The organism is Nocardioides cavernaquae (assembly GCF_003600895.1).
Taxonomy (GTDB): domain Bacteria; phylum Actinomycetota; class Actinomycetes; order Propionibacteriales; family Nocardioidaceae; genus Nocardioides; species Nocardioides cavernaquae.
Genome location: NZ_QYRP01000002.1, coordinates 1,837,782 through 1,861,031 on the forward strand (window position 1 = coordinate 1,837,782; position 23,250 = coordinate 1,861,031).

Consider the following 23,250-nt stretch of genomic DNA (forward strand, 5'->3'; position numbering starts at 1 on the left):
GCACGGAAGAGGTCATCGCAGTGCCGACTGGCAAGGTCAAGTGGTACGACGCCGAGAAGGGGTTCGGTTTCCTGTCCCAGGAGAGCGGTCCTGATGTCTACGTGCACGCCGAGGCTCTGCCGGAGGGTGTCAAGGAGCTCAAGCCCGGCGCCCGCGTCGAGTTCGGCATCGCCCAGGGCCGTCGCGGCGAGCAGGCGCTCCAGGTCCGCATCCTCGAGGCGCCGGCCTCGGTCTCGCGCAACCAGCGCACCTCGCAGCGCAACTCCCAGCGCAAGAAGCCGGATGACCTCGCCACGATCGTCGAGGACCTGATCGGCCTGCTCGACGGCGTCGGTGAGGGCTACCGTCACGGACGCCACCCCGAGCCTGCCAACGCGAAGATCACCGCCAAGCTGCTCCGCGCGCTCGCGGACGAGCTCGAGCTCTAGAAAGAGCTACGCCAGCCAGGCGTCGATGTCCGCGAGTCCCTGGCTCACGACGTCGGACGGCGCCCGCGAGCCCCTCAGCGACATCCGCGCCAGCTCGGCGAGGGTGGCGTCGCTGAGCTCGTGCGCCGCGCGCATGGTGGCGTACTGCCCCTCGAGCCGGGAGCCGAAGAGCAGCGGGTCGTCGGCGCCGAGTGCGATCTGGGCGCCGCCGTCGAGCAACTGGGGGACCGGCACCGACGTCAGGTCGGAGTAGACCCCGAGCGCCACGTTCGAGACCGGGCAGACCTCGAGGGTGATGCCGGCCTCCGCCACGCGCTCGAGGAGCGCGGGGTCCTCGACGGTGCGTACGCCGTGGCCCAGGCGTTGCGCGTGCAGGTCGTCCAGGCAGGCGCGGACGTTGTCGGGGCCGCGGAGCTCTCCGCCATGCGGCGCCAGCAGGAGCCCGGCCCGGTCCGCGATGGCGAACGCCGCCGCGAACTCCGACGTCACCCCGCGTCGCTCGTCGTTGGAGAGGCCGAAGCCGACCACGCCGCGGCCGGAGTACTGCGCTGCGAGCCGGGCCAGGGTGCGGGCGTCCATCGGATGGCGGGTCCGGTTCGCAGCGATGACGACCGCCATGCCGATGCCGGCGCTCTCCGAGGCATCGCGGACGCAGTCCAGGACGAGGTCGGTGAACGCGGTGATGCCGCCGAACTTCGCGGCGTACCCGCTCGGGTCGACCTGGATCTCGAGCCACCGGCCACCCTCGCGGGCGTCGTCCTCGGCGGCCTCCCGCACCAGGCGGCGTACGTCGTCCTCGGTGCGCAGCACGGAACGCGCGATGTCGTAGAGGCGCTGGAAGCGGAACCAGCCCTTCTCGTCCGCGGCTGACAGCTGCGGCGGCCACTCCTCGACCAGCGCGTCCGGGAGCGCGATCCCGTCACGCTCGGCGAGCTCGAGCAGCGTTGAGTGCCGCATCGACCCGGAGAAGTGCAGGTGAAGGTGGGCCTTGGGCAGCGTGGCGAGATCGCGGCGTTGCTGGCTCAAGCGGGCCCCTCCTGGATCGGTTGCTCGAACCTACAAGGGCCAGGCCGGGAGACACGCCGCGCTGAGGTCACAAACCCGCATCGACACGTCGCAACTTGAACGTCGACACGTCGCAACTTCGACGTCGACACGTCGCAACTTCGACGTCGACACGTCGCGACTTTCGACGTCGACGCCAAGGTTGCGCCGTGTCGGCGCAACAGGGGGTCAGGCCGTGAGCTGCTCCGCGGCGGCGAGGAGGACGCAGGTCGCGACGGCGTCCATCGCCTCGGTGACGGCGTCGAGCTCGGGGAACGTCGGCGCGAGACGGATGTTGCGGTCGCGCGGGTCGTTGCCACCGGGGAAGGACGCGCCAGCGGGGGTGAGGGCGATGCCGGCCTCCTTCGCCAGCTGTACGACGCGTGTCGCGGCGCCGTCGAGGACGTCCAGGCTGACGAAGTAGCCGCCGGTCGGCTTGGTCCACTCGGCCACGCCGAGGCCGCCGAGACGCGAGTCAAGGACGGACTGCACGGCCTCGAACTTCGGCCAGATGATCTCGCGGTGCTTGACCATGTGGTCGCGCACGCCCTGGGGCGAGCCGAAGAACTGGGCGTGACGCAGCTGGTTGACCTTGTCCGGACCGATGGCGCCGGCGCCGAGGTGCTTGAGGTACCACTGCACGTTCTCGACCGATGCCGCGAGGAACGCGACTCCTGCGCCGGCGTAGGTGATCTTCGAGGTGGAGGCGAACATGATCGGCCGGTGCGGGTGGCCCGCCGCCGAGGCGAGGGTCAGGATGTCGGCGCTCTTGGCCTCGTCCTCGGTGAGGTGGTGGAACGCGTAGGCGTTGTCCCAGAAGATCTTGAAGTCCGGAGCAGCGGTCGGCATGGAGGCCAGGCGCGCCGCGACCTCCTGCGAGCAGACCGAGCCACTCGGGTTCGCGTAGGTGGGGACGATCCACATGCCCTTGATCGACGGGTCGCTGGCGACCAGCGCAGCGACCGCCTCAGCGTCCGGGCCGTCGTCGTTCATCGGCACGGTGACCGTGTCGATGCCGAACCAGTCGAGCAGCGTGAAGTGGCGGTCGTAGCCGGGCACCGGGCAGATGAAGGTGACCTTCTCTTCCTGGGACCAGGGACGCTCGCCGTCGACCGCGCCCTTCAGCCAGAGGTCTGTCAGCACGTCGCGCATCATCACGAGCGACGCGTTGCCGCCGGCGACGACCTGCTCGGGCTCGACCCAGAGCAGCTCCGCGAACATCTCGCGGATCTCCTTGATGCCCTCGAGGCCGCCGTAGTTGCGCGTGTCGACGCCGTTGGCATCGGTGTACGACGCAGGCAGCGCGAGCAGCGCGTCTGACAGGTCCAGCTGGGCCGGGGCGGGCTTGCCGCGCGTCAGGTCCAGCTTGAGGCCGCGGCCCTTCAGTGCGTCGTACGCCGCGCGCTGCTCGGTGAGGAACGCGGCGAGCTCGTCGGGGCTGCGGTCGGCGAGGGGCTGGGTCTCGGTCACGGGCCCATCGTTCCAGACGCCCGGGCGGGATCCGGGGGAGGAGAGCCCATTTGGACGGCCCATTTGGACTCGACCTCCACCTTGCCCGTAGACTCCCGGCTTGGTGTTTCCCACCAGGATTCGTCATGCCCACCCACCGGGCATGCTGGGTCCGGGAGCCATCAGAGGGCACTAGCTCAATTGGCAGAGCATCGGCCTCCAAAGCCGAGGGTTGGGGGTTCAAGTCCCTCGTGCCCTGCAAGACGCACATTTTTGCAGTCAGCGGAAGGTGAACGACGTGTCGGACAACGACGCCGTACGTGGATCGGGTGACCGCCCGGTCCGCACGGGGCCGGTCACTTTCTACCGCCAGGTGATCGCCGAACTGCGCAAGGTCGTCTACCCCACGCGCGAGCAGCTGATCACGTACTTCTTCGTGGTCCTGGTGTTCGTCGTGGTCATGATGACGATGGTCTCCCTGCTCGACCTCGGCTTCGGCAAGCTCGTCTTCGAGATCTTCGCCGGCCCCGACGCCAAGTAGCCAGACCTCCAGCAGACCAGCAGACCACTTCGGAGCGGGCCCTCCCGCCCCGGAAATCGATCCACAAGATGACGGAGCACCACGTGTCGGACCAGTACGACGAAGCGCCTGACGAGATCGTCGAGCCCTCGATCGACGAGACCCCTTCTGGCGACGTCGAAGCCGCCGGCGAGGAGCACGCGGAGGCCCTCGAAGAGGCAGCCGACGAGGTTGCCGTCGACGAGGCTGCCGAGGAGATCGAGGCCGCCGACGTCCTGGACGACGACGCGTCGGTCGATGACGCTCCGCTGGACCCGCTCGAGGAGTTCCGCAAGGCCCTGTGGGCCAAGCCCGGTGACTGGTACGTCATCCACACCTACTCCGGCATGGAGAACCGTGTGAAGGCGAACCTCGAGAACCGCATCATCTCCCTCAACATGGAGGACTACATCCACGAGATCGTGGTCCCCATCGAAGAGGTTGCCGAGATCAAGAACGGCCAGCGCAAGCTGGTCAAGCGCACCGTCCTCCCCGGCTACGTCCTGGTCCGCATGGACCTCACCGACGAGTCGTGGGCCGCGGTCCGCCACACCCCGTCGGTGACCGGCTTCGTCGGCCACAGCCACCAGCCGGTGCCGCTGAGCATGACCGAGGTCGAGGACATGCTGGCTCCCGCCGTCGTGGCCGCGGCCGAGGCCGAGGCTGCTGCTTCCGGCACGCCGGCCCCCGCGGGCTCCACCCCGGCCGCGCGCAAGCCGGTCGAGGTCGCCGACTTCGACGTGACCGACTCGGTCATGGTCGTCGACGGCCCGTTCGCAACGCTCCACGCGACGATCACCGAGATCAACGCTGAGTCGCAGAGGGTCAAGGCCCTCGTCGAGATCTTCGGCCGGGAAACCCCGGTCGAGCTGAGCTTCAACCAGATCCAGAAGGTCTGATCCTCAGGGATCTGGCACCAAAGACCTGGTTGAGCGCCGGTTCGCGAAGCACTGCGAGTCCGGCACACCGCAAGTGGCAGAGGCGTGAGGCGCCTCGACAGGACCACGAGACAGAGAGAAGAGACAATGCCTCCCAAGAAGAAGATCGCCGCGCTCGTCAAGGTGCAGCTGCAGGCTGGCGCCGCGACCCCGGCCCCGCCCGTCGGCACGGCCCTCGGCCCGCACGGCGTCAACATCATGGACTTCTGCAAGGCGTACAACGCCCAGACCGAAGCCATGCGTGGAAACGTGATCCCCGTTGAGATCACGATCTACGAGGACCGCTCCTTCACCTTCATCACGAAGACGCCGCCGGCGGCTGAGCTGATCAAGAAGGCCGCTGGCCTGAAGAAGGGCTCGGGCGTCCCGCACAAGGAGAAGGTCGGCAAGCTGACCAAGGACCAGGTGCGCGAGATCGCGACGACGAAGCTCCCCGACCTGAACGCGAACGACATCGACGCCGCCATGAAGATCGTGGAAGGCACTGCCCGCTCGATGGGCATCACCACCGACTGAACCCCTGTGGGAGGGCCGCGCTGGCCCGCTGACCACATCTCCTCTTAGAAACGAAGGAACAATCATGCAGCGCAGCAAGACCTACCGCGCAGCGGCCGAGGCGTTCGACAAGAACGAGATCTTCGCCCCGCTCGCCGCGATCAAGATCGCCAAGACCGCGTCCAAGAAGAAGTTCGACGAGACCGTCGACGTCGTCATGCGCCTCGGTGTCGACCCGCGCAAGGCCGACCAGCTGGTCCGTGGCACCGTCTCCCTGCCGCACGGCACGGGCAAGACCGTCCGCGTCCTCGTGTTCGCCGTGGGCGAGAAGGCTGACGAGGCCCGCGCGGCCGGCGCCGACCTGGTCGGTGGCGACGAGCTCATCGAGAAGGTGGCCGGCGGCTGGACCGACTTCGACGCCGCAGTCGCCACCCCCGACATGATGGGCAAGGTGGGCCGCGTGGCCCGCGTGCTCGGCCCCCGTGGCCTCATGCCGAACCCGAAGACCGGCACCGTGACGCCGGACGTGGCCAAGGCCGTGTCCGACATCAAGGGCGGCAAGATCGAGTTCCGCGTGGACCGTCACGCGAACCTGCACTTCATCATCGGCAAGGCCTCCTTCTCGGAGGCTCAGCTGGCGGAGAACTACGCCGCCGCGCTGGAGGAGGTGCTTCGTCTGAAGCCCGCCTCGTCGAAGGGTCGCTACATCAAGAAGATCACCGTCTCGACGACCATGGGCCCCGGCGTCCAGGTCGACCCGAACCGCACCAAGAACGTCGCGGCCGAGGACGAGGCCTGATTGAGCCGAGCGTCCGGCGAGCTTGCTCGACGTGACCGAGGCGATTGAGGGCCGCAGCGCGTCAGCGCTGCCGATCTGATTTTCAGCTGAACCTGAGATCTCCCTGTGAGATCGTCCGGAGGCCACACCCGCACGTCGGGTGTGGCCTCCGTCATGTTTGACTACGCCCCATGTCCACGCCTGTGACCTCCTCCACTTCCCGCCGCCTGCTGATCGTCCTCGCCGCGCTCGGCGTCCTCGCGGCCATGGTCCTCGCCGTCGTGCTGGGGAAGTCCGCCACTCCGGACAAGGCGGGCGGCGCCCGCATCGAAGGCGGCTTCCGCGAGCTCCGGGCCGACGAGTTCGCCGACGCGATCGTCCAGGCGCGTGAGGAAGCAGGCTCGTGGAAGTTCCTCCAGGTGGAGACGATCGATGGGAAGAGCAAGGCTGTCTGGGAGGGCGTCACCGTCTGGAACGGCGACGACGACCTCGCCATGACGTACAAGCCCCAAGGAGCCGAGGGCGAGTTCCGTCTGGCCAGTGGTGCCTGGTACTGGAACGATCCGGCCTCCCGGGCCAAGCCGTGGATCAAGCTGGTTCCCGATGGCAGCGGGCCGTGGATCGCAGCGCTCGATCGGCTGGCAGACCCCGCGCGTGACGCGGAGATCTTCGCGTCGCCGAAGGACTTCCGGGTCGTGGGCGCGGAGAACATCGGGTCCTCGGAAGCCGTGCACTACCGGATCACTGTCGACCTGGAGCAGGTGCTGGACGCACAGGGTGTGCCCCTGCCGGGCGAGGCCGGGCAGCAGCAGGTCTACGACGTCTGGCTCGACGCGGAGGATCGCATCGTGAAGATCGTGGAGCCCTCGAGCCTCGGCGCCACCAGCCTCACCCGCATCCGCACGTTCTTCGGCTACGGCGACGACTACGAGATCCCGGTTCCGCCGGCCGACCAGGTCAAGCCCGGAAAGTTCGGCCCGAGCCCGTCCGCCAAGGCGGAGCCGAGCGCATCGCCCGCCAACTGAACCGGACCTGTCCGCAGTGACGCCAGAGGTACGCCGCGCCCCGCCGGGGGCGGCGTACCTCGGCCGATTTGGCGGTGTGGCTCACCGCCCGTAGAGTTCTCCGAAGAAACCAGAGACCGCCGGTTGTCGCGCTGCCCAGCAGCTCGGCCGAAGGTTCCGCGAAGCGGATGGCCTGCGCAGGTGTCAGAGCAAGGATCTTCCGGATCCACCAACGCCCTGCGCTCCTGCGCCAGGGCGTTTTTTCGTGGGCCGGGCGACGGTCTCACCAGACGTAGTCCGGAAGGAGACCCATGGCGCGGCCAGACAAGGCAGCCGCTGTTGCAGAGGTCGTTGACACGTTCAACGCATCTGCCGGCGCCGTCCTGACCGAGTACCGCGGGCTCACCGTGAAGCAGCTGCAGGAACTGCGGCGCTCACTCGGCGAGAACGCTGATTACGCCGTGGTCAAGAACACGCTGGCCCTCATCGCCGCCAAGGAGGCGGGCATTGAGGGTCTCGACGACCTGCTGACCGGTCCGACCGCAATCGCCTTCATCAGTGGCGACGTGGTCGAGGCGGCCAAGGGTCTGCGTGACTTTGCCAAGGCGAACCCCGCCCTTGTTATCAAGGGTGGCGTCCTCGACGGCGCGCTCCTCTCCGCGGCAGAGGTGGCCAAGCTGGCCGACCTCGAGTCGCGCGAGGTGCTCCTGGGCAAGATGGCCGGCGCAATGCTGGCGTCGCTGTCCCAGGCCGTCTACCTGCTCAACGCCCCGCTCTCGCAGGCTGCCCGGCTCGCCGGCGCCCTGCAGGCCGCGGCGGAGCAGGACCCCTCGATCCTCGCAGGTGGTGCCGGTACGCCGGCCGCCGCTGAGGAAGCACCGGCTGCCGACGAGGCTGCCCCCGCTGACGAGACCACCGAGGCTCCGGCCGACGAGGCTCCCGCCACGGAGGCGACCGACGCGGTTGCCGAGCCCACCGACGCCTGATCCAGGCCGACGTACACACCACCTGAAACCCGGCCCTCCGCCAGACCAGCGGATGGCCACATACGGAAGGAACCGCCACCATGGCGAAGCTCACCACCGACGAGCTCCTCGACGCGTTCAAGGAGATGACCCTCATCGAGCTCTCTGAGTTCGTGAAGCAGTTCGAGGAGACCTTCGGCGTCACCGCCGCCGCTCCCGTTGCTGTTGCCGCTGCTGCGGGCGCTGGCGCCCCGGCCGCCGAGGCTGCCGAGGAGAAGGACTCCTTCGACGTCATCCTCGAGGCCGCTGGCGACAAGAAGATCAACGTCATCAAGGAGGTGCGCGCGATCACGAACCTCGGTCTCAAGGAGGCCAAGGACCTGGTCGAGGCGGCCCCCAAGGCCATCCTCGAGGGCGCTGACAAGGCTGCCGCCGAGAAGGCCAAGGAAGCCCTCGAGGGCGCCGGCGCCACCGTCACCCTCAAGTGACGCTCTGACACCACGTCTTCACGCCAACGGGGCGATCACCTTCGGGTGGTCGCCCCGTTGTCCATTTCCTGCCACCGCCGTCCCGGAGGGCAGCTCGTGGCAAGGACCTGGTGTTGGGCACAATGTGGCGGGTGTGGTGTGTGGTGACTGACCATTGCCAATGACCGCTCCGTGGACTGATAGTTGCACTGGACGTGACGGGGGCCACGAAAAGCCGTAACTTTGCGGCGTCCGTCACGTTGTGTGCTCCGTAGGCGGATCGAGCCACCGTCACGGTGATCGAGGACGCGAGTACGAAAAGGGAGTCCCTCATGGGTGTTGAGATCAAGATCGAGCATCTCACCAAGTCGTTCGGCAAGCAGCTGATCTGGAACGACGTGACGCTGACGATGCCCGCCGGCGAGATCTGCGTGATGCTCGGCCCGTCCGGCACCGGCAAGTCCGTCATGCTGAAGACCCTCATCGGTCTGCTGAAGCCTGACCGGGGCTCGGTCATCATCGAGGGCACCGACATCGCCAACTGCTCGGAGAAGGACCTCTACGAGATCCGCAAGCTCTTCGGCGTGCTGTTCCAGGACGGCGCCATGTTCGGCTCGATGAACCTCTTCGACAACGTGGCCTTCCCGCTTCGTGAGCACACCAAGAAGTCGGAGTCCGAGATCAAGCGGATCGTGCTCGAGAAGATGGACCTCGTCGGTCTCATCGGCGCCGAGTACAAGCTCCCCGGCGAGATCTCCGGCGGTATGCGCAAGCGTGCCGGCCTGGCGCGTGCGCTGGTCCTCGACCCCGAGATCCTGCTCATCGACGAGCCTGACTCCGGTCTCGACCCGGTCCGCACCTCGTTCATCAACCAGCTCTTCGTCGACCTGAACGCGCAGATCAACGCGACGTTCATGATCGTCACGCACGACATCCACAGTGTTCGCGTTGTTCCGGACCAGATCGGCCTGCTGTACCACAAGCACCTGGCCATGTTCGGTCCTCGCGAGATGCTGCTCTCGTCGGACGAGCCGGTCGTGCGTCAGTTCCTGAACGCCCAGACCGTGGGTCCGATCGGCATGTCCGAGGAGAAGGACGCGACCGAGCTCGAGGCTGAGAAGGACATGGACCTCCCGCCGCTGCCGCCGATCCCGCTGCAGCTGGAGACGTCCAACGGCATCCCGCGCAAGTCGCAGCGTCCGCCGGGCGAGTGGTGCCGGCTCAACGGTGTGACGCCGCCTCCCGGTTCCTTCCGCGCTGACTCGATCCTGTCGGCGTCCGCCGCCAAGTCTTCCGACTGACCCGGGTTGCCGTGGCAGCGATCACCGCTTCCAGGGCTCTCGCGCCAATTGGCACGGCGGGCAAGCTCTTCGCGTTTGCCCTCGACGTGGCACGAGGGCTATTCCGCCGGCCCTTCCAGACTCGGGAGTTCCTCCAGCAAGCTTGGTTCATCGCTTCGGTGACCATCGTTCCGACCGCCCTGGTCGCGATCCCGTTCGGTGCGGTGATCGCGCTCCAGGTCGGTGGACTGATCGAGCAGTTCGGCGCTCAGTCCTTCACCGGCTCGGCAGCTGTCCTCGCGGTCGTCCGTGAGGCAGGGCCGATCGCCACGTCGCTCCTGATCGCGGGTGCCGGTGGTTCGGCGATCGCGGCCGACCTCGGCGCGCGCAAGATCCGTGAAGAGCTCGACGCGATGATGGTTCTCGGCATCGATCCGATCCAGCGTCTCGTGGTGCCGCGCGTGCTGGCATGCATGCTGGTGGCCGTCTTCCTCAACGGCCTGGTGAGCGTTGTCGGCGTCGCCGGAGGCTATGTCTTCAACGTCCTCCTCCAGGACGGCACACCGGGCTCCTACCTCGCCAGCTTCACCGCCCTCGCCCAGCTCCCAGACCTGTGGCAGGGCATGGCCAAGGCGCTCGTGTTCGGTCTGATCGCGGCCATCGTGGCCTGCTACATGGGCATGAACGCCGGCGGCGGCCCGAAGGGCGTCGGTGACGCGGTCAACATCTCCGTCGTCGTGACCTTCATGCTCCTGTTCCTCGTCAACTTCGTGATGAGCGCGCTCTACATCCAGCTCGTCCCACCGAAGACAGGGTGATGTGATGGCCCTGCGAGAGATCGGGCAGCGTCCCGGCCGTTTCCTCGACCACCTCGGCAGCGAGCTGGCGTTCTACCTGCGCGCCCTCTCCTGGGTGCCGCGGACCATCAAGCACTACCCGCGCGAGATCCTGCGGCTGCTCGCCGAGGTCACCCTCGGCACCGGTGCCCTTGCCGTCATCGGCGGCACCGTGGGCGTCATCGTCTCGATGTGCTTCTTCACCGGCACCGAGGTGGGTCTCCAGGGCTACGCCGCGCTGAACCAGCTCGGCACGGCGCCGCTGACCGGCTTCGTCTCGGCGTACTTCAACACCCGCGAGATCGCGCCGCTGGTCGCGGGCATCGCGCTGGCCGCCACCGTCGGCTGCGGTTTCACCGCGCAGCTGGGCGCCATGCGCATCTCGGAGGAGGTCGACGCGCTCGAGGTCATGGCGATCCCGTCGCTACCGTTCCTCGTCACGACGCGCATCATCGCCGGCCTGATCGCCATCGTCCCGCTCTACATCGTCGGCCTCATGTCGTCGTACTTCGCGACCCGGCTCACGGTCACCCAGGGATACGGCCAGAGCGCCGGCACCTACGACCACTACTTCCACGCCTTCCTGCCGCCGGGTGACGTGCTCTGGTCCTTCGGCAAGGTCCTGGTCTTCGCGGTGGTGGTGATCCTGATCCACTGCTACCACGGCTACACCGCCAGCGGAGGTCCGGCCGGCGTCGGCGTCGCGGTCGGCAAGGCCGTCCGCACCTCGATCGTGGCGATCAACGTCATCGACCTCCTGCTGTCGATGTCGATCTGGGGCACCACCACCACCGTCAGATTGGCAGGCTGAGCGATGCGGATCCTGCGCAGCCACCGGCTGATCGGGCTGATGTTCCTCGTGATGATGGGCGCGTCCCTCTGGTTCACGTGGGCGATCTTCAGCAAGAAGTTCGCGGACTACGACGAGGTGACCCTGCAGACCTCCAAGATCGGCCTGCAGATGCCCGAGCGTGCGGACATCAAGTACCGCGGCGTCATCGTGGGCGAGGTGCTCGACTTCGCGCCCACCGACGAGGGTGCCGAGATCACGCTCGGCCTCTTCCCCGACCAGGTGAAGACGATCCCTGCCGACGTCACCGGGGCGATCCTCCCGAAGACCCTCTTCGGCGAAAAGTACGTCTCGCTCGAGAGCGCGAGCGGCAGGCCGACGCCTGCCATCCGGCGCGGTGCTGTCATCGAGCGCACGGCGGTCGCGACCGAGGTCGAGCAGGTGCTCAGCGACCTGCTGCCGCTGCTCCAGACGGTTCAGCCCGAGCAGCTCAACTACTTCCTCAACGCGGTCGCGACGGCGCTCGAGGGCCGCGGCTCGAAGCTCGGCGACGGCCTGTCCAACCTCGACGCCTACCTCAAGCGGTTCAACCCGGAGGCGAAGGCGCTCGTCGAGGACCTGCGCAAGACCGCTGAGGTCTCCGACCTCTATGCCGACGTCCTGCCGGAGCTGGCCGAGGTGCTCCGCAACACGGTCACGACCGGCAAGACCATCGAGGATCGTGAGGCGCAGTTGCAGAAGCTGTTTGCCGAGACCGCGGCGTTCTCCAAGACGGCAGAGAGCTTCCTTGCCGCCAACGAGAAGAACCTGATCCGGCTCGGTGAGGTGACGTCGGCCCAGATGAGGCTGTTCGCGCGCTACGCACCGGAGTACCCCTGCCTGCTCGGCGGCATCGCGGGTGTCGTGCCGAAGATCGACCAGACCTTCCGGGGGCACATCCTGCACATCAACCTCGAGCTGCTCCCGAACCAGCCGCGCGGTTACACGGTGGACGACATGCCGTTCAACGGCGCGGTCGAGCCGCCGTACTGCGGCACCCTGCCGAACCCGCCCCACACCCAGTCGAACCCGCTCCCCACCCCGCCGAACTTCAACGACGGCATCGAGAAGCCGACCGGAAAGGGCACGCGTCGCGCCCCGGCCGGCGGCGTCGACGGCGCGTACGTCGGCACGGAGGCCGAGGCGAACATGCTCCGCGCCCTGCTCGGCCCGGTCTTCGGCCTGCCGACGGAGGACGTCTCGGACCTCTCGGTGCTGATGGTCGCCCCGATGGCGCGTGGCGCGGAGGTGAGCGTCCGATGAGCCGCAAGGGCCTCGACAAGAAGACCACCCAGGACCTCGTCCGGCTGACCATCTTCATGGTCGTCACCGCGCTGGCGACCGGACTGCTGGCCGCGGTCATCGGCAACCTGTCCTTCGGGCGCTCGAAGGAGTACACCGCGATCTTCTCGGACGCGACCGGTGTCAACAAGGGCGACGACATCCGCATCGCCGGCGTCAAGGTCGGCAGTGTCAAGAAGATCGAGATCGCCGACCGGACCCGCGCGCGAGTCACCTTCACGGTGCAGGAAGACACTGCGCTGACCGAGGCGACCCACGTCACGATCCGCTTCCGCAACCTGGTCGGCCAGCGCTATCTCTCGCTGAAGCAGGAGATCGGCGGGACCAGCAAGCTGAAGGAGGGCTCGACGATCGCGCTGGACCACACCTCGCCGGCGCTCGACCTCACCGTCCTCTTCAACGGCTTCAAGCCGCTCTTCGCGGCCCTGTCGCCGACCGACATCAACAAGCTCTCCTACGAGATCATCCAGGTCTTCCAGGGGGAGGGCGGCACCCTCGAGGGGCTGCTCGCCGACACGGCGTCGCTCACCTCGACCCTGGCCGACCGTGACGAGGTCATCGGCGACCTGATCGAGAACCTCAACACCGTGCTGGTCCACATTGCCGACCGTGACGAGCAGCTCAGCGAGCTGATCGCGAGCTTCCGGACGCTGGTCAGCGGCCTGAACAAGGACCGTGAGGCGATCCTCGGGCCGCTGGACGAGATCTCTGCGCTGTCGGTCCAGACAGCATCGCTGGTGCAGGGGCTGCGGCCCGAGCTGGTCGCGGACCTGAAGCAGCTGCGCCGCCTGGCTGGCACCCTCGACCGCCACAAGGGCGAGCTCGACCGCACGCTCCAGGTCCTGCCCATCAAGCTGACCAAGATGGGTCGCACGGCCGCCTACGGTTCGTGGTTCAACTTCTACCTCTGCGAGTTCCACGCGAAGGTCACGCTGCCGACCGGTGGCGCTCCGATTCCCGTGGACTACAACACGGCTGCGAAGAGGTGTGACCTCTGATGATTCCCTTCCGTGAGCGCAACCCCGTCGTCATCGGCGCGGTGAGCCTTGCCGTGCTCGGCGCGACCATGGTCGCGGCCTTCCGGGCAGACGATCTCCCGTTGATCGGTGGTGGCGACACCTATTACGCGGCGTTCAGCGAGGCCGGTGGCCTCAAGGTCAACGACGAGGTCCGCATCTCCGGCGTCCGCGTCGGCAAGGTCAACGCGATCGAGCTGGATGGAGCGAAGGTGAAGGTTGCCTTCAAGGTCAGCGCTGCCGCCGACTTCGGTAGCCAGACCGCAGCCGCGATCAAGGTGAAGACGATCCTCGGCCAGATGTACCTCGCCCTGCTTCCGCAGGGGGAAGGGCAGCTCGAGGAGGGCTCCACCATTCCGGTCGACCGCACCAGCTCGCCGTACGACGTCGTCGAGGCGTTCGAGGGCCTGGCCAAGACCGCCGACCAGATCGACACCGACCAGCTGGCGCGCTCGCTTCGCACGCTGGCAGACCTGACCCGCAACACGCCCGAGGAGTTCCAGGCCGCCCTCACGGGTGTCTCGGCCCTGTCGCGGACCATCGCCAGCCGCGACGACGAGCTCAACTCCCTGCTCGAGAACCTGAACACGGTTGCCGGGGTCCTGGACGAGCGCGACGAGGACATCATCGCGCTGATGAAGGATGCCGACGTGCTGTTCCGCGCGGTCGTCGCGCGCCGCGAGGCCATCCACAACCTGCTGGTCTCGACCGCGACGCTCGGCAAGGAGCTGACCGCGCTGGTCAAGGAGAGCCGTGCCGACCTCGCGCCCGCGCTCCGCCACACCGAGAACGTGCTGCAGGTCCTCGTCAAGAACCAGGACAACCTCGACCAGAGCCTCAGGCTGATGGCCCCGTTCTACCGGGTCTTCGCCAACACGCTCGGCAACGGACCGTGGTTCGACAACTACATCGTCAACCTGCCGCCTGGTCCGCAGCTGGGCCGTGCCGGGACGGGGGATGTCCGATGAGAAGGTTCCTGGTCCCGCTCGTGGTGCTGGTGCTGGTCGCCGGTGTGGCCTTCGCGCTCTTCGCCGGGGACGACCGCAAGCACCTGACCGCGCACTTCCCGCGGACGGTCTCGGTCTACGAAGGCAGTGACGTGCGTGTTCTCGGGGTGCCCGTGGGTGAGGTCGAGAAGGTCGAGCCGTCAGGCACCGACGTCGTGGTGACGATCTCCTACCCGTCTGACGTTGCCTTCCCCGAGGACGCGAAGGCGGTCATCATCGCCCCGTCCGTGGTCGGCGACCGCTTCATCCAGATCACCGACCCGTACGACGGATCCGGGCCGAAGCTTGCGGACAACGCCGTGCTGCCGCTGGAGCGGACCTCGACACCCCTCGAGCTCGACGAGATCTACCAGAGCCTGGACGACCTCATCGTGGCGCTCGGTCCCGACGGCGCCAACAAGGACGGCGCCCTCAGCGACCTCCTCGTCGAGACCGGCCAGAACTTCAGCGGGCAGGGCGAGAAGTTCTCCGCGATGGTCCATGACCTCAGCACGCTCACCGGCACGCTCGACTCGAACCGTGAGGAGCTGTTCGCGGCGGCGGAGAAGCTGGAGGCGTTCCTGAGCACGCTCGCCAAGAACGACGACACGGTGCGCGCGTTCAACCAGTCCCTCTCGGACGTCTCCGGTGTCCTCGCCGGCGAGCGTGAGGAGCTGGCCGCCTCGCTCAAGAACCTCTCGGTGGCGCTCAAGCAGGTCTCGGGCTTCGTTCAGCAGAACGAGGCTTCCCTGGGGCGCAACATTCGCGGCCTGAACAAGGTCGCGAAGATCCTGGTCCGCCAGCGCGCCTCGCTCGACGAGATCCTCGATGCTGCCCCCGTCGCCCTGGTCAACCTCGGCCACACCTACAACCCGCAGGCAGGCACGCTCGATGCCCGCGCTGACCTGCTCGGCGTGGTCAACCAGCTCGGCACCAACCCCGGCGCGGTCCTCTGTGGACTCGTCAACAACAACTCGCTCTGCGACGTGATCGAGGGTGTGCTGCCGCGCGCCGGCGCCCTCGACGGGGTGAAGGCCCGCCCGGCCGACCCCTTCGACCCGACGCTCGGCGGACTCGTGGAGGTGGCCCGATGAACGGCAACCTGCGCGGCCTCGTCGTGGCCGTCCTCGGTGCGCTGCTGCTGACCAGTTGCAGCTTCGACGTCTACAAGCTGCCGCTGCCCGGTGGCGCCGACACCGGCGACGACCCGATGACGCTGAAGGTGCAGTTCGCGGACGTCCTCGATCTGGTGCCCCAGTCGACGGTGAAGGTCGCCGACGTCAGCGTCGGCAAGGTGACCGACATCGACCTTCGTGGCTACGCAGCCGAGGTGACGGTCGAGATCCACGGTGACGTCGACCTCCCCGCCAACACGGTCGCGACGATCCGTCAGACCAGCCTGCTCGGCGAGAAGTTCGTCTCGCTCGCGCCCCCGGAGACGGGAGCCAGCAGCGAGCCGCTCGCTGACAACGACGTCATCCCGATCAACCCCAAGGGCCACAACCCCGAGGTGGAAGAAGTGCTCGGTGCGCTGAGCCTGCTGCTCAACGGTGGCGGTGTGGCGCAGCTCAAGACCATCTCGAGCGAGATCAGCCTCGCCCTCGAAGGCAATGAGGGTGCCGCGAAGTCAGTGCTCCGCCAGCTCGCGGAGCTGATGGGCACCCTCGAGGAGGGCAAGGCGGACATCGTGCACGCGATCGAGGCGGTCAACCGTCTTGCCATCGCTGCGAACAAGCAGATGCCCGCGATCGACTCCGCCCTCGAGGAGCTGCCCTCGGCGCTCGCGTCCCTCGACCGCCAGCGCGATGACCTGGTCAAGATGCTCGCTGCGCTCGAGAACCTCAGCGATGTCGGCGTCCGCGTGATCAGTGCGTCGAAGGAGAGCACGATCAGTGCCTTCCGTGACCTGCACCCCGTCCTGAAGTCGCTCGCCGACGCGGGCAAGGACCTCCCCAACAGCCTCCAGATCCTCTTCACCTACCCGTTCCCGGACTCGATCTTCGGACGCGATCCGCAGGCGGCCCGCAACCTGCACATGGGTGACTTCGTGAACCTGTCGATCCAGATGGATCTCGACGTCAGGGACCTCATCGAGAACCCGGCCGGTCTGCCCGTCCCCGAGTGTCAGCAGCTCCAGGGCCTCGGCGAGATCTGCGGCGCTGTCCTGAGGAGTCTCCAGAACTGCCTCCAGCAGCAGTCCGCTTCCGCGTGCCTCGCGCTTCCGGGCGCGATCACGACGGAGCTGTGCAAGCTGGCCCCCCTTCCGGGCGTATGCCCCGCGGCGGGCGGCACCAGTGGCGGCACGACCGGGGGGACGACGAACCCGCTGCAGGACGTGATCGACCAGCTCGGGCTTCCCGGACTTGGCCGCGCCGCGACCGGCACGGTGCCGTCGAAGCCGACGTACCGAGACCTGATGAGGTCCTATGACCCCGACCTTGTGGCCCTGCTCGTCCCGGGGGTGACCCGATGATCACTCGCCGGACCAAGATCCAGCTCCTGATCTTCGCGCTGATCACGCTGCTCGGCACGACCTACGTCGGGGCCAAGTACGCCCAGCTCGACAAGCTCTTCTACGACAGCGAGTACGAGGTCGTCGGACACTTCGCGGAGTCCGGCGGCATCTACGCCGGAGCCGAGGTCGCCTATCGCGGTGTCAAGATCGGGCAGGTCGACCGCCTGGTCGCGACCACGGACGGTGTCGACGTCGTCATGGCCATCGAGAACGGCCACGACGACATCCCGGCTGACGCCCTCGCCATCGTCGCCAACCGCTCGGCCCTCGGCGAGCAGTACGTCGACCTGCAGCCGCTCGCGGACGGCAAGCCGTTCCTCGTGGACGGCAGCGACATCGACGCGGCCGACACCCGCACGCCGATCTCCACCTCGAAGCTCCTCACCGACATCAGCCGCACCGTCGCGGATGTCGACCAGGACGCCCTGCGGACGGTCGTCAGCGAGCTCGGCCTCGCCTTCAAGGACACCGGCGAGGACCTCGGATCGCTGATCGACTCCTCCAACCGGTTCCTCGAGACGGCCACCGAGAACTTCGACCTGACCGCCGCGCTGATCCGCGACAGCAACACCGTCCTCGACGGCCAGCTCGCCTCGGCGACCGCGATCCGGTCGTTCTCTCGGGACCTCGCCCTGTTCAGCGGGACGCTGGCCGGCAGCGACGCCGACCTGCGCCAGCTGATCGAGAACGGAGCCGTGAGCGCCCAGGTGCTGAAGAAGTTCCTCAGCGACCACGGTGTCGAGCTCTCCGAGCTGATCAACAACCTGGTGACGACGGGCGAGGTCGTGGTCCGGCACCTCGATGACGTCCAGACCCTCCTCGTCGCCTTCCCGTACGTCGTCGAGGGCAGCTACACCGTCACGGCGAAGGACCCTCGCACCGGCCTGTACGACGCCCACTTCGGCCTGGTCTTCACGAGCCAGCCCCCGGTGTGCCACGCCGGTTACGGCGGCACCAAGCAGCGGGCTCCGATCCGCACCGAAGACGTTCCCATGAACATGGACGCCCGGTGCACCGAGCCCGCGAGCAAGAGCAACCCCCGCGGCGCGCAGCACGCGCCCCGCGCAGCCACCGGCTACGGCAACGTCGTGGCCACCTATGACCCGGACACGGGTAAGGTCACGTGGACCGACGAGGTGCCCGCAGATCAGCGGTCCACCGTCGTTCCCGCGCCGGCCAGCCTGGGCGAGGAGAGCTGGAAGTGGCTCTACCTCCAGCCCCTCGGCCAGTGACCCATCGCCGTACAGGAGTGAGTTCATGACGCACGAGCCCCACGGGGTCTCCGGCGCGCGCGGCTGGCGGTTGCCGGTCCTGGTGCTGCTGAGCCTCGCCCTCCTTGCCGCCTCGGTGGTGCTGGTGATCCGCGCCTGGGATGCGCGGGACGTGGCCGCGGCAGGCAGCTACGGCACGACCGATGTCCGCGACGAGGTGATCGCGACGACCGAGCAGTTCGTGCTCCGCATGGGCACCTACGGTCCGAAGGACCTCGACAAGTCGAAGAAGCTCACCGGCTACCGCGACCGCGTGAGCGAGATGCTGACGACGAAGTTCCGCACGTCGTTCGAGCAGTCGCTGGAGATCGTCGAGCAGCAGGTCGCCCAGGGAGCAGCACGCTCCGCCAAGGTCCAGGGCATCGGCCTTGCCAGCGTGACCGCCGACAAGGCCACCGCGCTGGTCGCCTGGCAGGCCAACGACACAGTGCGCTCGGAGCCCTACGGGGACCCGGTCCAGTTCCGCTGGGAGGTCACCATCGTGAAGGTCAAGGGTGACTGGCGCGTCGACAACTTCCAGCCCGTGACGGGGGAGACGCCGTGAGCACCGTCGACCTGTACGCCGTCCTCGGCGTTGCCCGCGATGCCTCGACCGAGGAGATCCGCACGGCCTGGACCGCTGCGGTCGCGGGCCTCGGTCCGACCGACCCGTCGTTCCGCGTGTTCAACCAGGCCGGCGAGGTCCTCCTCGACCCCGCCCGCCGCGCGAGGTACGACGCGGAGCTCGCCGACGCAGAGCCGGAAACCGCGGCGCGCGTCGACGTGCCTGCCGAGGTGGAGGTCGCTCAGGCGGCACCACCCATCGAGCCCGGCCCGCCTGCCGGCCGGCTTCCGCGCGGAGTCCCGACCTGGGTGCTCGCGGCGCTGCTCGTGCTGACCCTCGTGGTCGGGGGAGCGGCGGCCTTCGCCGCCGGCCCGATCGGCCGCGCCCTTCCTGACCGTCCCGCCCCGGTCAGTGCTGCCGCGCTCGCCGATGCGGTGCGGTCCGCGGAGTCGGCGATCGTGCCCGTGCTCTCCTACGACTACCGCCACCTCGACGAGGACCGTGCCGCGGCGCTCACCCGGATGACGGACGACTTCGCGAAGGACTACCGCAAGACTTTCGCGATCATCGAGGACAACGCGCCCACGACGAAGACTGTCGTGAAGGTCGAGGTGCTCGCGTCGGCCGTCGCCAGCAGCAGTCCGGACCGCGTGGACGTGCTCCTGTTCGTCAACCGGCCGACCACGAACAAGGCGACCCCGAAGGCGACGGTCTACCGCGACCAGGTGACGTTGGAGATGACCCGGTCGGGCGACCGCTGGCTCGTCGATGACATGCACACGACGCTGCCTGCTTGACCGGACCGCCACGGCGAGCCATCATCGTCGTACCGTCCCGGACGCATCTGGTCGAGGGTTTGTGACGCACGTCTTTTTCTAGTACGCTTCTTCTTTGCGTCTGCCCTCAAATGCGGCCCGCCTGCACGGTGGCTGGTTCGTGGTGGGAGGCGCCATCTCAGTCGCGAACCCTCTAGAAGGACACCTCTTGGCCGCGCGCGCTTCCGCTGGTAACCCCCGCCGCATCTCCTTCGCAAAGATCACCGAACCTCTCGAGGTCCCGCAGCTTCTCGCCCTTCAGACGGACAGTTTCGACTGGCTCGTGGGCAACGAGAAGTGGCAGGCCGCTGTCCAGCGTCGCATCGACGCTGGTGAGGACGTCTCCACGAAGTCGGGCCTGACCGAGATCTTCGAGGAGATCTCCCCGATCGAGGACTTCTCCGAGACGATGTCGCTCTCGTTCGAGAACCCGGTCTTCTACGACCCGAAGTACACCGTCGAGGAGTGCAAGGACAAGGACTTCACCTACTCCGCACCCCTCTACGTCTCTGCGGAGTTCACCAACAACGAGACCGGTGAAATCAAGGGCCAGACGGTCTTCATGGGCGAGTTCCCGCTCATGACCGACAAGGGCACCTTCGTCATCAACGGCACCGAGCGTGTCGTCGTCTCGCAGCTCGTCCGCTCGCCGGGCGTCTACTTCGAGCGCACCGCCGACAAGCTGTCCGACAAGGACATCTACACGGCCAAGGTCATCCCCTCGCGTGGAGCCTGGCTCGAGTTCGAGATCGACAAGCGCGACATGGTCGGCGTCCGCCTCGACCGCAAGCGCAAGCAGAACGTCACCGTCCTGCTCAAGGCCCTCGGCTGGACCAACGAGCAGATCCGTGAAGAGTTCGGCCAGTACGAGTCGATGATGCTCACCCTGGAGAAGGACAACACCCAGGGCGAGGACGACGCGCTCCTCGACATCTACCGCAAGCTGCGTCCGGGCGAACCGCCGACGCGTGAGGCTGCGCAGACGCTGCTGAACAACTACTACTTCAACCCGAAGCGGTACGACCTCGCGAAGGTCGGGCGTTACAAGATCAACAAGAAGCTCGCGACCACCGAGGCCTTCGACCAGCAGACGCTGACCATCGACGACATCGTGGCCACGATCCGCTACATCGTCGCGCTGCACGCTGGCGAGACCGAGCTTCCGCAGGCCGATGGCGCCGAGCACCCCGTTGCTGCCGACGACATCGACCACTTCGGCAACCGTCGCATGCGCACGGTCGGCGAGCTGATCCAGAACCAGCTCCGCACGGGCCTTGCCCGCATGGAGCGCGTGGTCCGCGAGCGCATGACGACCCAGGACGTCGAGGCCATCACGCCGCAGTCCCTGATCAACATCCGCCCGGTCGTCGCGGCGCTGAAGGAGTTCTTCGGCACCTCGCAGCTCTCGCAGTTCATGGACCAGACCAACCCGATCGCCGGTCTGACCCACAAGCGCCGCCTCTCCGCGCTCGGCCCGGGTGGTCTCTCCCGTGACCGCGCCGGCATGGAAGTGCGAGACGTCCACCCCTCGCACTACGGCCGCATGTGCCCGATCGAGACGCCTGAAGGCCCGAACATCGGTCTGATCGGCTCGCTCGCGTCCTACGGACGGATCAACCCGTTCGGTTTCGTCGAGACGCCGTACCGCAAGGTCGTCAAGGGTGTCGTCACCGACCAGATCGACTACCTGACCGCCGACGACGAGGACAAGTACGTCATCGCGCAGGCCAACGCGGTGCTCGACGCGAACAACAAGTTCGCCGAGGAGCGCGTGCTCGTGCGTCTCCGCCAGGGTGAGGTCTCCGAGATCCTGCCCGAGGACGTCGACTACATGGACGTCTCGCCGCGCCAGATGGTGTCGGTCGCGACCGCCCTGATCCCGTTCCTCGAGCACGACGACGCAAACCGCGCGCTCATGGGCGCCAACATGCAGCGTCAGGCTGTCCCGCTCATCAAGAGCGACAGCCCGATCGTCGGCACCGGCATCGAGTACCGCGCCGCAGTCGACGCGGGTGACGTCGTCACCGCGACCAAGGCCGGTGTCGTCAAGGACGTCTCCGCCGACCTGGTCGAGACCATGAACGACGACGGCACCTACTCGTCGTACCGCATGGCGAAGTTCAAGCGCTCGAACCAGGGCACCTGCATCAACCAGCGCCCGCTGGTTGCCGAGGGTGACCGTGTCGAGGTCGGCTCGCCGATCGCCGACGGTCCGTGCACCGACAACGCCGAGATGGCGCTGGGCACCAACCTCCTCGTGGCCTTCATGCCTTGGCAGGGTCACAACTACGAGGACGCGATCATCCTGTCGCAGCGCCTCGTCCAGGAGGACGTCCTCACCTCGATCCACATCGAGGAGCACGAGGTCGACGCTCGCGACACCAAGCTGGGCCCGGAGGAGATCACGCGGGACATCCCGAACGTCTCCGAGGAGATGCTGGCCGACCTCGACGAGCGCGGCATCATCCGCATCGGCGCCGAGGTCACCACCGGTGACATCCTCGTCGGCAAGGTCACGCCCAAGGGCGAGACCGAGCTGACCCCGGAGGAGCGCCTGCTCCGCGCGATCTTCGGTGAGAAGGCGCGCGAGGTTCGCGACACCTCGATGAAGGTGCCGCACGGTGAGTCCGGCACGGTCATCGGCGTCCGCGTCTTCAACCGCGAAGACGGCGACGAGCTGCCCCCGGGCGTCAACGAGCTCGTTCGTGTGTACGTCGCGCAGAAGCGCAAGATCTCCGTGGGTGACAAGCTTGCCGGCCGTCACGGCAACAAGGGCGTCATCGCGAAGATCCTGCCGATCGAGGACATGCCGTTCATGGAGGACGGCACCCCGGTCGACGTCGTGCTGAACCCGCTCGGTGTCCCGCGCCGCATGAACATCGGTCAGATCCTCGAGCTGCACCTGGGCTGGATCGGCAAGCAGGGCTGGGACCTCAACCTGTCCGGCGACCCGGCGAACAGCGACTGGAAGCAGCGCCTGATCTCCATCGGTGCCGACAAGTCCGAGCCCAACACGAAGGTCGCCACGCCGGTCTTCGACGGTGCCCGCGAGGACGAGATCATCGGTCTGCTCGGTTCCACCACGCTGACCCGTGACGGTGAGCGCCTCGTCGGTGAGTCCGGCAAGGCCAACCTGTTCGACGGTCGTTCCGGTGAGCCGTTCCCCGAGCCCGTCTCGGTCGGCTACATGTACATCCTGAAGCTCCACCACCTGGTCGACGACAAGATCCACGCTCGTTCGACCGGTCCGTACTCCATGATCACGCAGCAGCCCCTGGGTGGTAAGGCCCAGTTCGGTGGCCAGCGGTTCGGCGAGATGGAGGTCTGGGCCATGGAGGCGTACGGCGCCGCCTACGCCCTGCAGGAGCTCCTCACGATCAAGTCGGACGACGTGCCCGGCCGCGTGAAGGTGTACGAAGCCATCGTCAAGGGCGAGAACATCCCCGACTCGGGCATCCCGGAGTCGTTCAAGGTTCTCGTCAAGGAGATGCAGTCGCTCTGCCTGAACGTGGAGGTCCTCTCGCAGGACGGTTCCATGATCGAGCTGCGCGACGCGGAGGAAGACGTCTTCCGCGCCGCCGAGGAGCTCGGCATCGACCTGTCCCGTCGCGAGCCGAGCTCGGTCGAAGAAGTCTGATGTGAGTAGCGGTACGCCGCCCAACCCGGCGAAGAGCCCAGCCGGGCGGCGTACCGCCTCGATCAGTCCTCAGTCTTTTCTTTCTCAGTTCT

General features: G+C 67.4%; 22 protein-coding genes and 1 tRNA gene. 21 read left to right on the forward strand and 2 right to left on the reverse strand.

What is annotated here, in order from left to right:
• Window positions 1-20 precede the first annotated feature (20 nt).
• Window positions 21-428 (forward strand): cold-shock protein, encoded by a 408-nt coding sequence (locus D4739_RS17345; RefSeq protein WP_120060307.1) that lies wholly within the window; start codon window positions 21-23, stop codon window positions 426-428.
• Window positions 429-434: 6 nt separating this feature from the next.
• Here D4739_RS17345 and D4739_RS08990 read toward each other — a convergent pair whose 3' ends face one another.
• Both D4739_RS08990 and D4739_RS08995 read right to left on the reverse strand, forming a co-directional pair.
• On the reverse strand, window positions 435-1,454 hold the full coding sequence (locus D4739_RS08990) for an adenosine deaminase (protein ID WP_120060308.1): 1,020 nt from the start codon (window positions 1,452-1,454) through the stop codon (window positions 435-437).
• 207 nt (window positions 1,455-1,661) lie between these two features.
• Window positions 1,662-2,942 (reverse strand): aspartate aminotransferase type Ic, encoded by a 1,281-nt coding sequence (locus tag D4739_RS08995; RefSeq protein ID WP_238473586.1) that lies wholly within the window; start codon window positions 2,940-2,942, stop codon window positions 1,662-1,664.
• A gap of 165 nt (window positions 2,943-3,107) precedes the next feature.
• On the opposite strand from D4739_RS08995, the gene D4739_RS09000 reads away from it, so the two are divergent.
• The 20 genes from D4739_RS09000 to rpoB all read left to right on the forward strand — a co-directional run bounded on the left by D4739_RS09000 (window position 3,108) and on the right by rpoB (window position 23,158).
• Window positions 3,108-3,180 (forward strand) — tRNA-Trp (locus D4739_RS09000).
• 39 nt (window positions 3,181-3,219) lie between these two features.
• The gene (secE, locus tag D4739_RS09005) at window positions 3,220-3,462 is read left to right on the forward strand and encodes a preprotein translocase subunit SecE (RefSeq protein WP_120060310.1); all 243 of its coding nucleotides are present in this window, start codon (window positions 3,220-3,222) and stop codon (window positions 3,460-3,462) included.
• Window positions 3,463-3,530: 68 nt separating this feature from the next.
• A complete protein-coding gene (gene nusG / locus D4739_RS09010) occupies window positions 3,531-4,379 on the forward strand; it encodes a transcription termination/antitermination protein NusG (RefSeq protein WP_120060311.1) in 849 nt (282 codons plus the stop codon).
• 126 nt (window positions 4,380-4,505) lie between these two features.
• Entirely contained in the window at window positions 4,506-4,934 is a 429-nt protein-coding gene (gene rplK, locus D4739_RS09015; RefSeq protein WP_120060312.1) for a 50S ribosomal protein L11, read from the forward strand.
• A gap of 64 nt (window positions 4,935-4,998) precedes the next feature.
• Window positions 4,999-5,712: a 50S ribosomal protein L1 gene (rplA, locus tag D4739_RS09020; RefSeq protein ID WP_120060313.1), complete on the forward strand. Its 714-nt coding sequence runs from the start codon at window positions 4,999-5,001 to the stop codon at window positions 5,710-5,712.
• Between the two features lie 170 nt (window positions 5,713-5,882).
• The gene (locus tag D4739_RS09025) at window positions 5,883-6,716 is read left to right on the forward strand and encodes a hypothetical protein (RefSeq protein WP_120060314.1); all 834 of its coding nucleotides are present in this window, start codon (window positions 5,883-5,885) and stop codon (window positions 6,714-6,716) included.
• Between the two features lie 290 nt (window positions 6,717-7,006).
• Window positions 7,007-7,681: a 50S ribosomal protein L10 gene (gene rplJ / locus D4739_RS09030; protein ID WP_120060315.1), complete on the forward strand. Its 675-nt coding sequence runs from the start codon at window positions 7,007-7,009 to the stop codon at window positions 7,679-7,681.
• Window positions 7,682-7,761: 80 nt separating this feature from the next.
• Window positions 7,762-8,148 (forward strand): 50S ribosomal protein L7/L12, encoded by a 387-nt coding sequence (gene rplL / locus D4739_RS09035; protein WP_120060316.1) that lies wholly within the window; start codon window positions 7,762-7,764, stop codon window positions 8,146-8,148.
• A gap of 311 nt (window positions 8,149-8,459) precedes the next feature.
• Window positions 8,460-9,428: an ABC transporter ATP-binding protein gene (locus D4739_RS09040; RefSeq protein ID WP_120060317.1), complete on the forward strand. Its 969-nt coding sequence runs from the start codon at window positions 8,460-8,462 to the stop codon at window positions 9,426-9,428.
• An 11-nt stretch (window positions 9,429-9,439) separates the two neighbouring features.
• The gene (locus tag D4739_RS09045) at window positions 9,440-10,225 is read left to right on the forward strand and encodes an MlaE family ABC transporter permease (RefSeq protein ID WP_120060318.1); all 786 of its coding nucleotides are present in this window, start codon (window positions 9,440-9,442) and stop codon (window positions 10,223-10,225) included.
• Between the two features lie 4 nt (window positions 10,226-10,229).
• Complete coding sequence (locus D4739_RS09050) at window positions 10,230-11,054, forward strand: MlaE family ABC transporter permease (RefSeq protein WP_120061822.1); 825 nt, start codon at window positions 10,230-10,232, stop codon at window positions 11,052-11,054.
• A gap of 3 nt (window positions 11,055-11,057) precedes the next feature.
• Entirely contained in the window at window positions 11,058-12,335 is a 1,278-nt protein-coding gene (locus D4739_RS09055; protein WP_120060319.1) for an MCE family protein, read from the forward strand.
• Window positions 12,332-13,372: an MCE family protein gene (locus D4739_RS09060; RefSeq protein WP_120060320.1), complete on the forward strand. Its 1,041-nt coding sequence runs from the start codon at window positions 12,332-12,334 to the stop codon at window positions 13,370-13,372. The genes D4739_RS09055 and D4739_RS09060 overlap by 4 nt, the downstream gene beginning before the upstream one ends.
• Window positions 13,372-14,358: an MCE family protein gene (locus D4739_RS09065; protein ID WP_120060321.1), complete on the forward strand. Its 987-nt coding sequence runs from the start codon at window positions 13,372-13,374 to the stop codon at window positions 14,356-14,358. Before D4739_RS09060 ends, D4739_RS09065 begins: the two co-directional genes overlap by 1 nt.
• Complete coding sequence (locus D4739_RS09070) at window positions 14,355-15,470, forward strand: MCE family protein (RefSeq protein WP_120060322.1); 1,116 nt, start codon at window positions 14,355-14,357, stop codon at window positions 15,468-15,470. The genes D4739_RS09065 and D4739_RS09070 overlap by 4 nt, the downstream gene beginning before the upstream one ends.
• Window positions 15,467-16,849, forward strand: a complete 1,383-nt coding sequence (locus D4739_RS09075) for an MCE family protein (protein WP_120060323.1) — start codon at window positions 15,467-15,469, stop codon at window positions 16,847-16,849. Before D4739_RS09070 ends, D4739_RS09075 begins: the two co-directional genes overlap by 4 nt.
• On the forward strand, window positions 16,846-18,123 hold the full coding sequence (locus D4739_RS09080; RefSeq protein WP_120060324.1) for an MCE family protein: 1,278 nt from the start codon (window positions 16,846-16,848) through the stop codon (window positions 18,121-18,123). Before D4739_RS09075 ends, D4739_RS09080 begins: the two co-directional genes overlap by 4 nt.
• 25 nt (window positions 18,124-18,148) lie before the next feature.
• Entirely contained in the window at window positions 18,149-18,706 is a 558-nt protein-coding gene (locus D4739_RS09085) for a hypothetical protein (protein WP_120060325.1), read from the forward strand.
• Complete coding sequence (locus tag D4739_RS09090; protein ID WP_120060326.1) at window positions 18,703-19,503, forward strand: J domain-containing protein; 801 nt, start codon at window positions 18,703-18,705, stop codon at window positions 19,501-19,503. Before D4739_RS09085 ends, D4739_RS09090 begins: the two co-directional genes overlap by 4 nt.
• Window positions 19,504-19,690: 187 nt before the next feature.
• A complete protein-coding gene (gene rpoB, locus D4739_RS09095) occupies window positions 19,691-23,158 on the forward strand; it encodes a DNA-directed RNA polymerase subunit beta (RefSeq protein WP_120060327.1) in 3,468 nt (1,155 codons plus the stop codon).
• Window positions 23,159-23,250 lie beyond the last annotated feature (92 nt).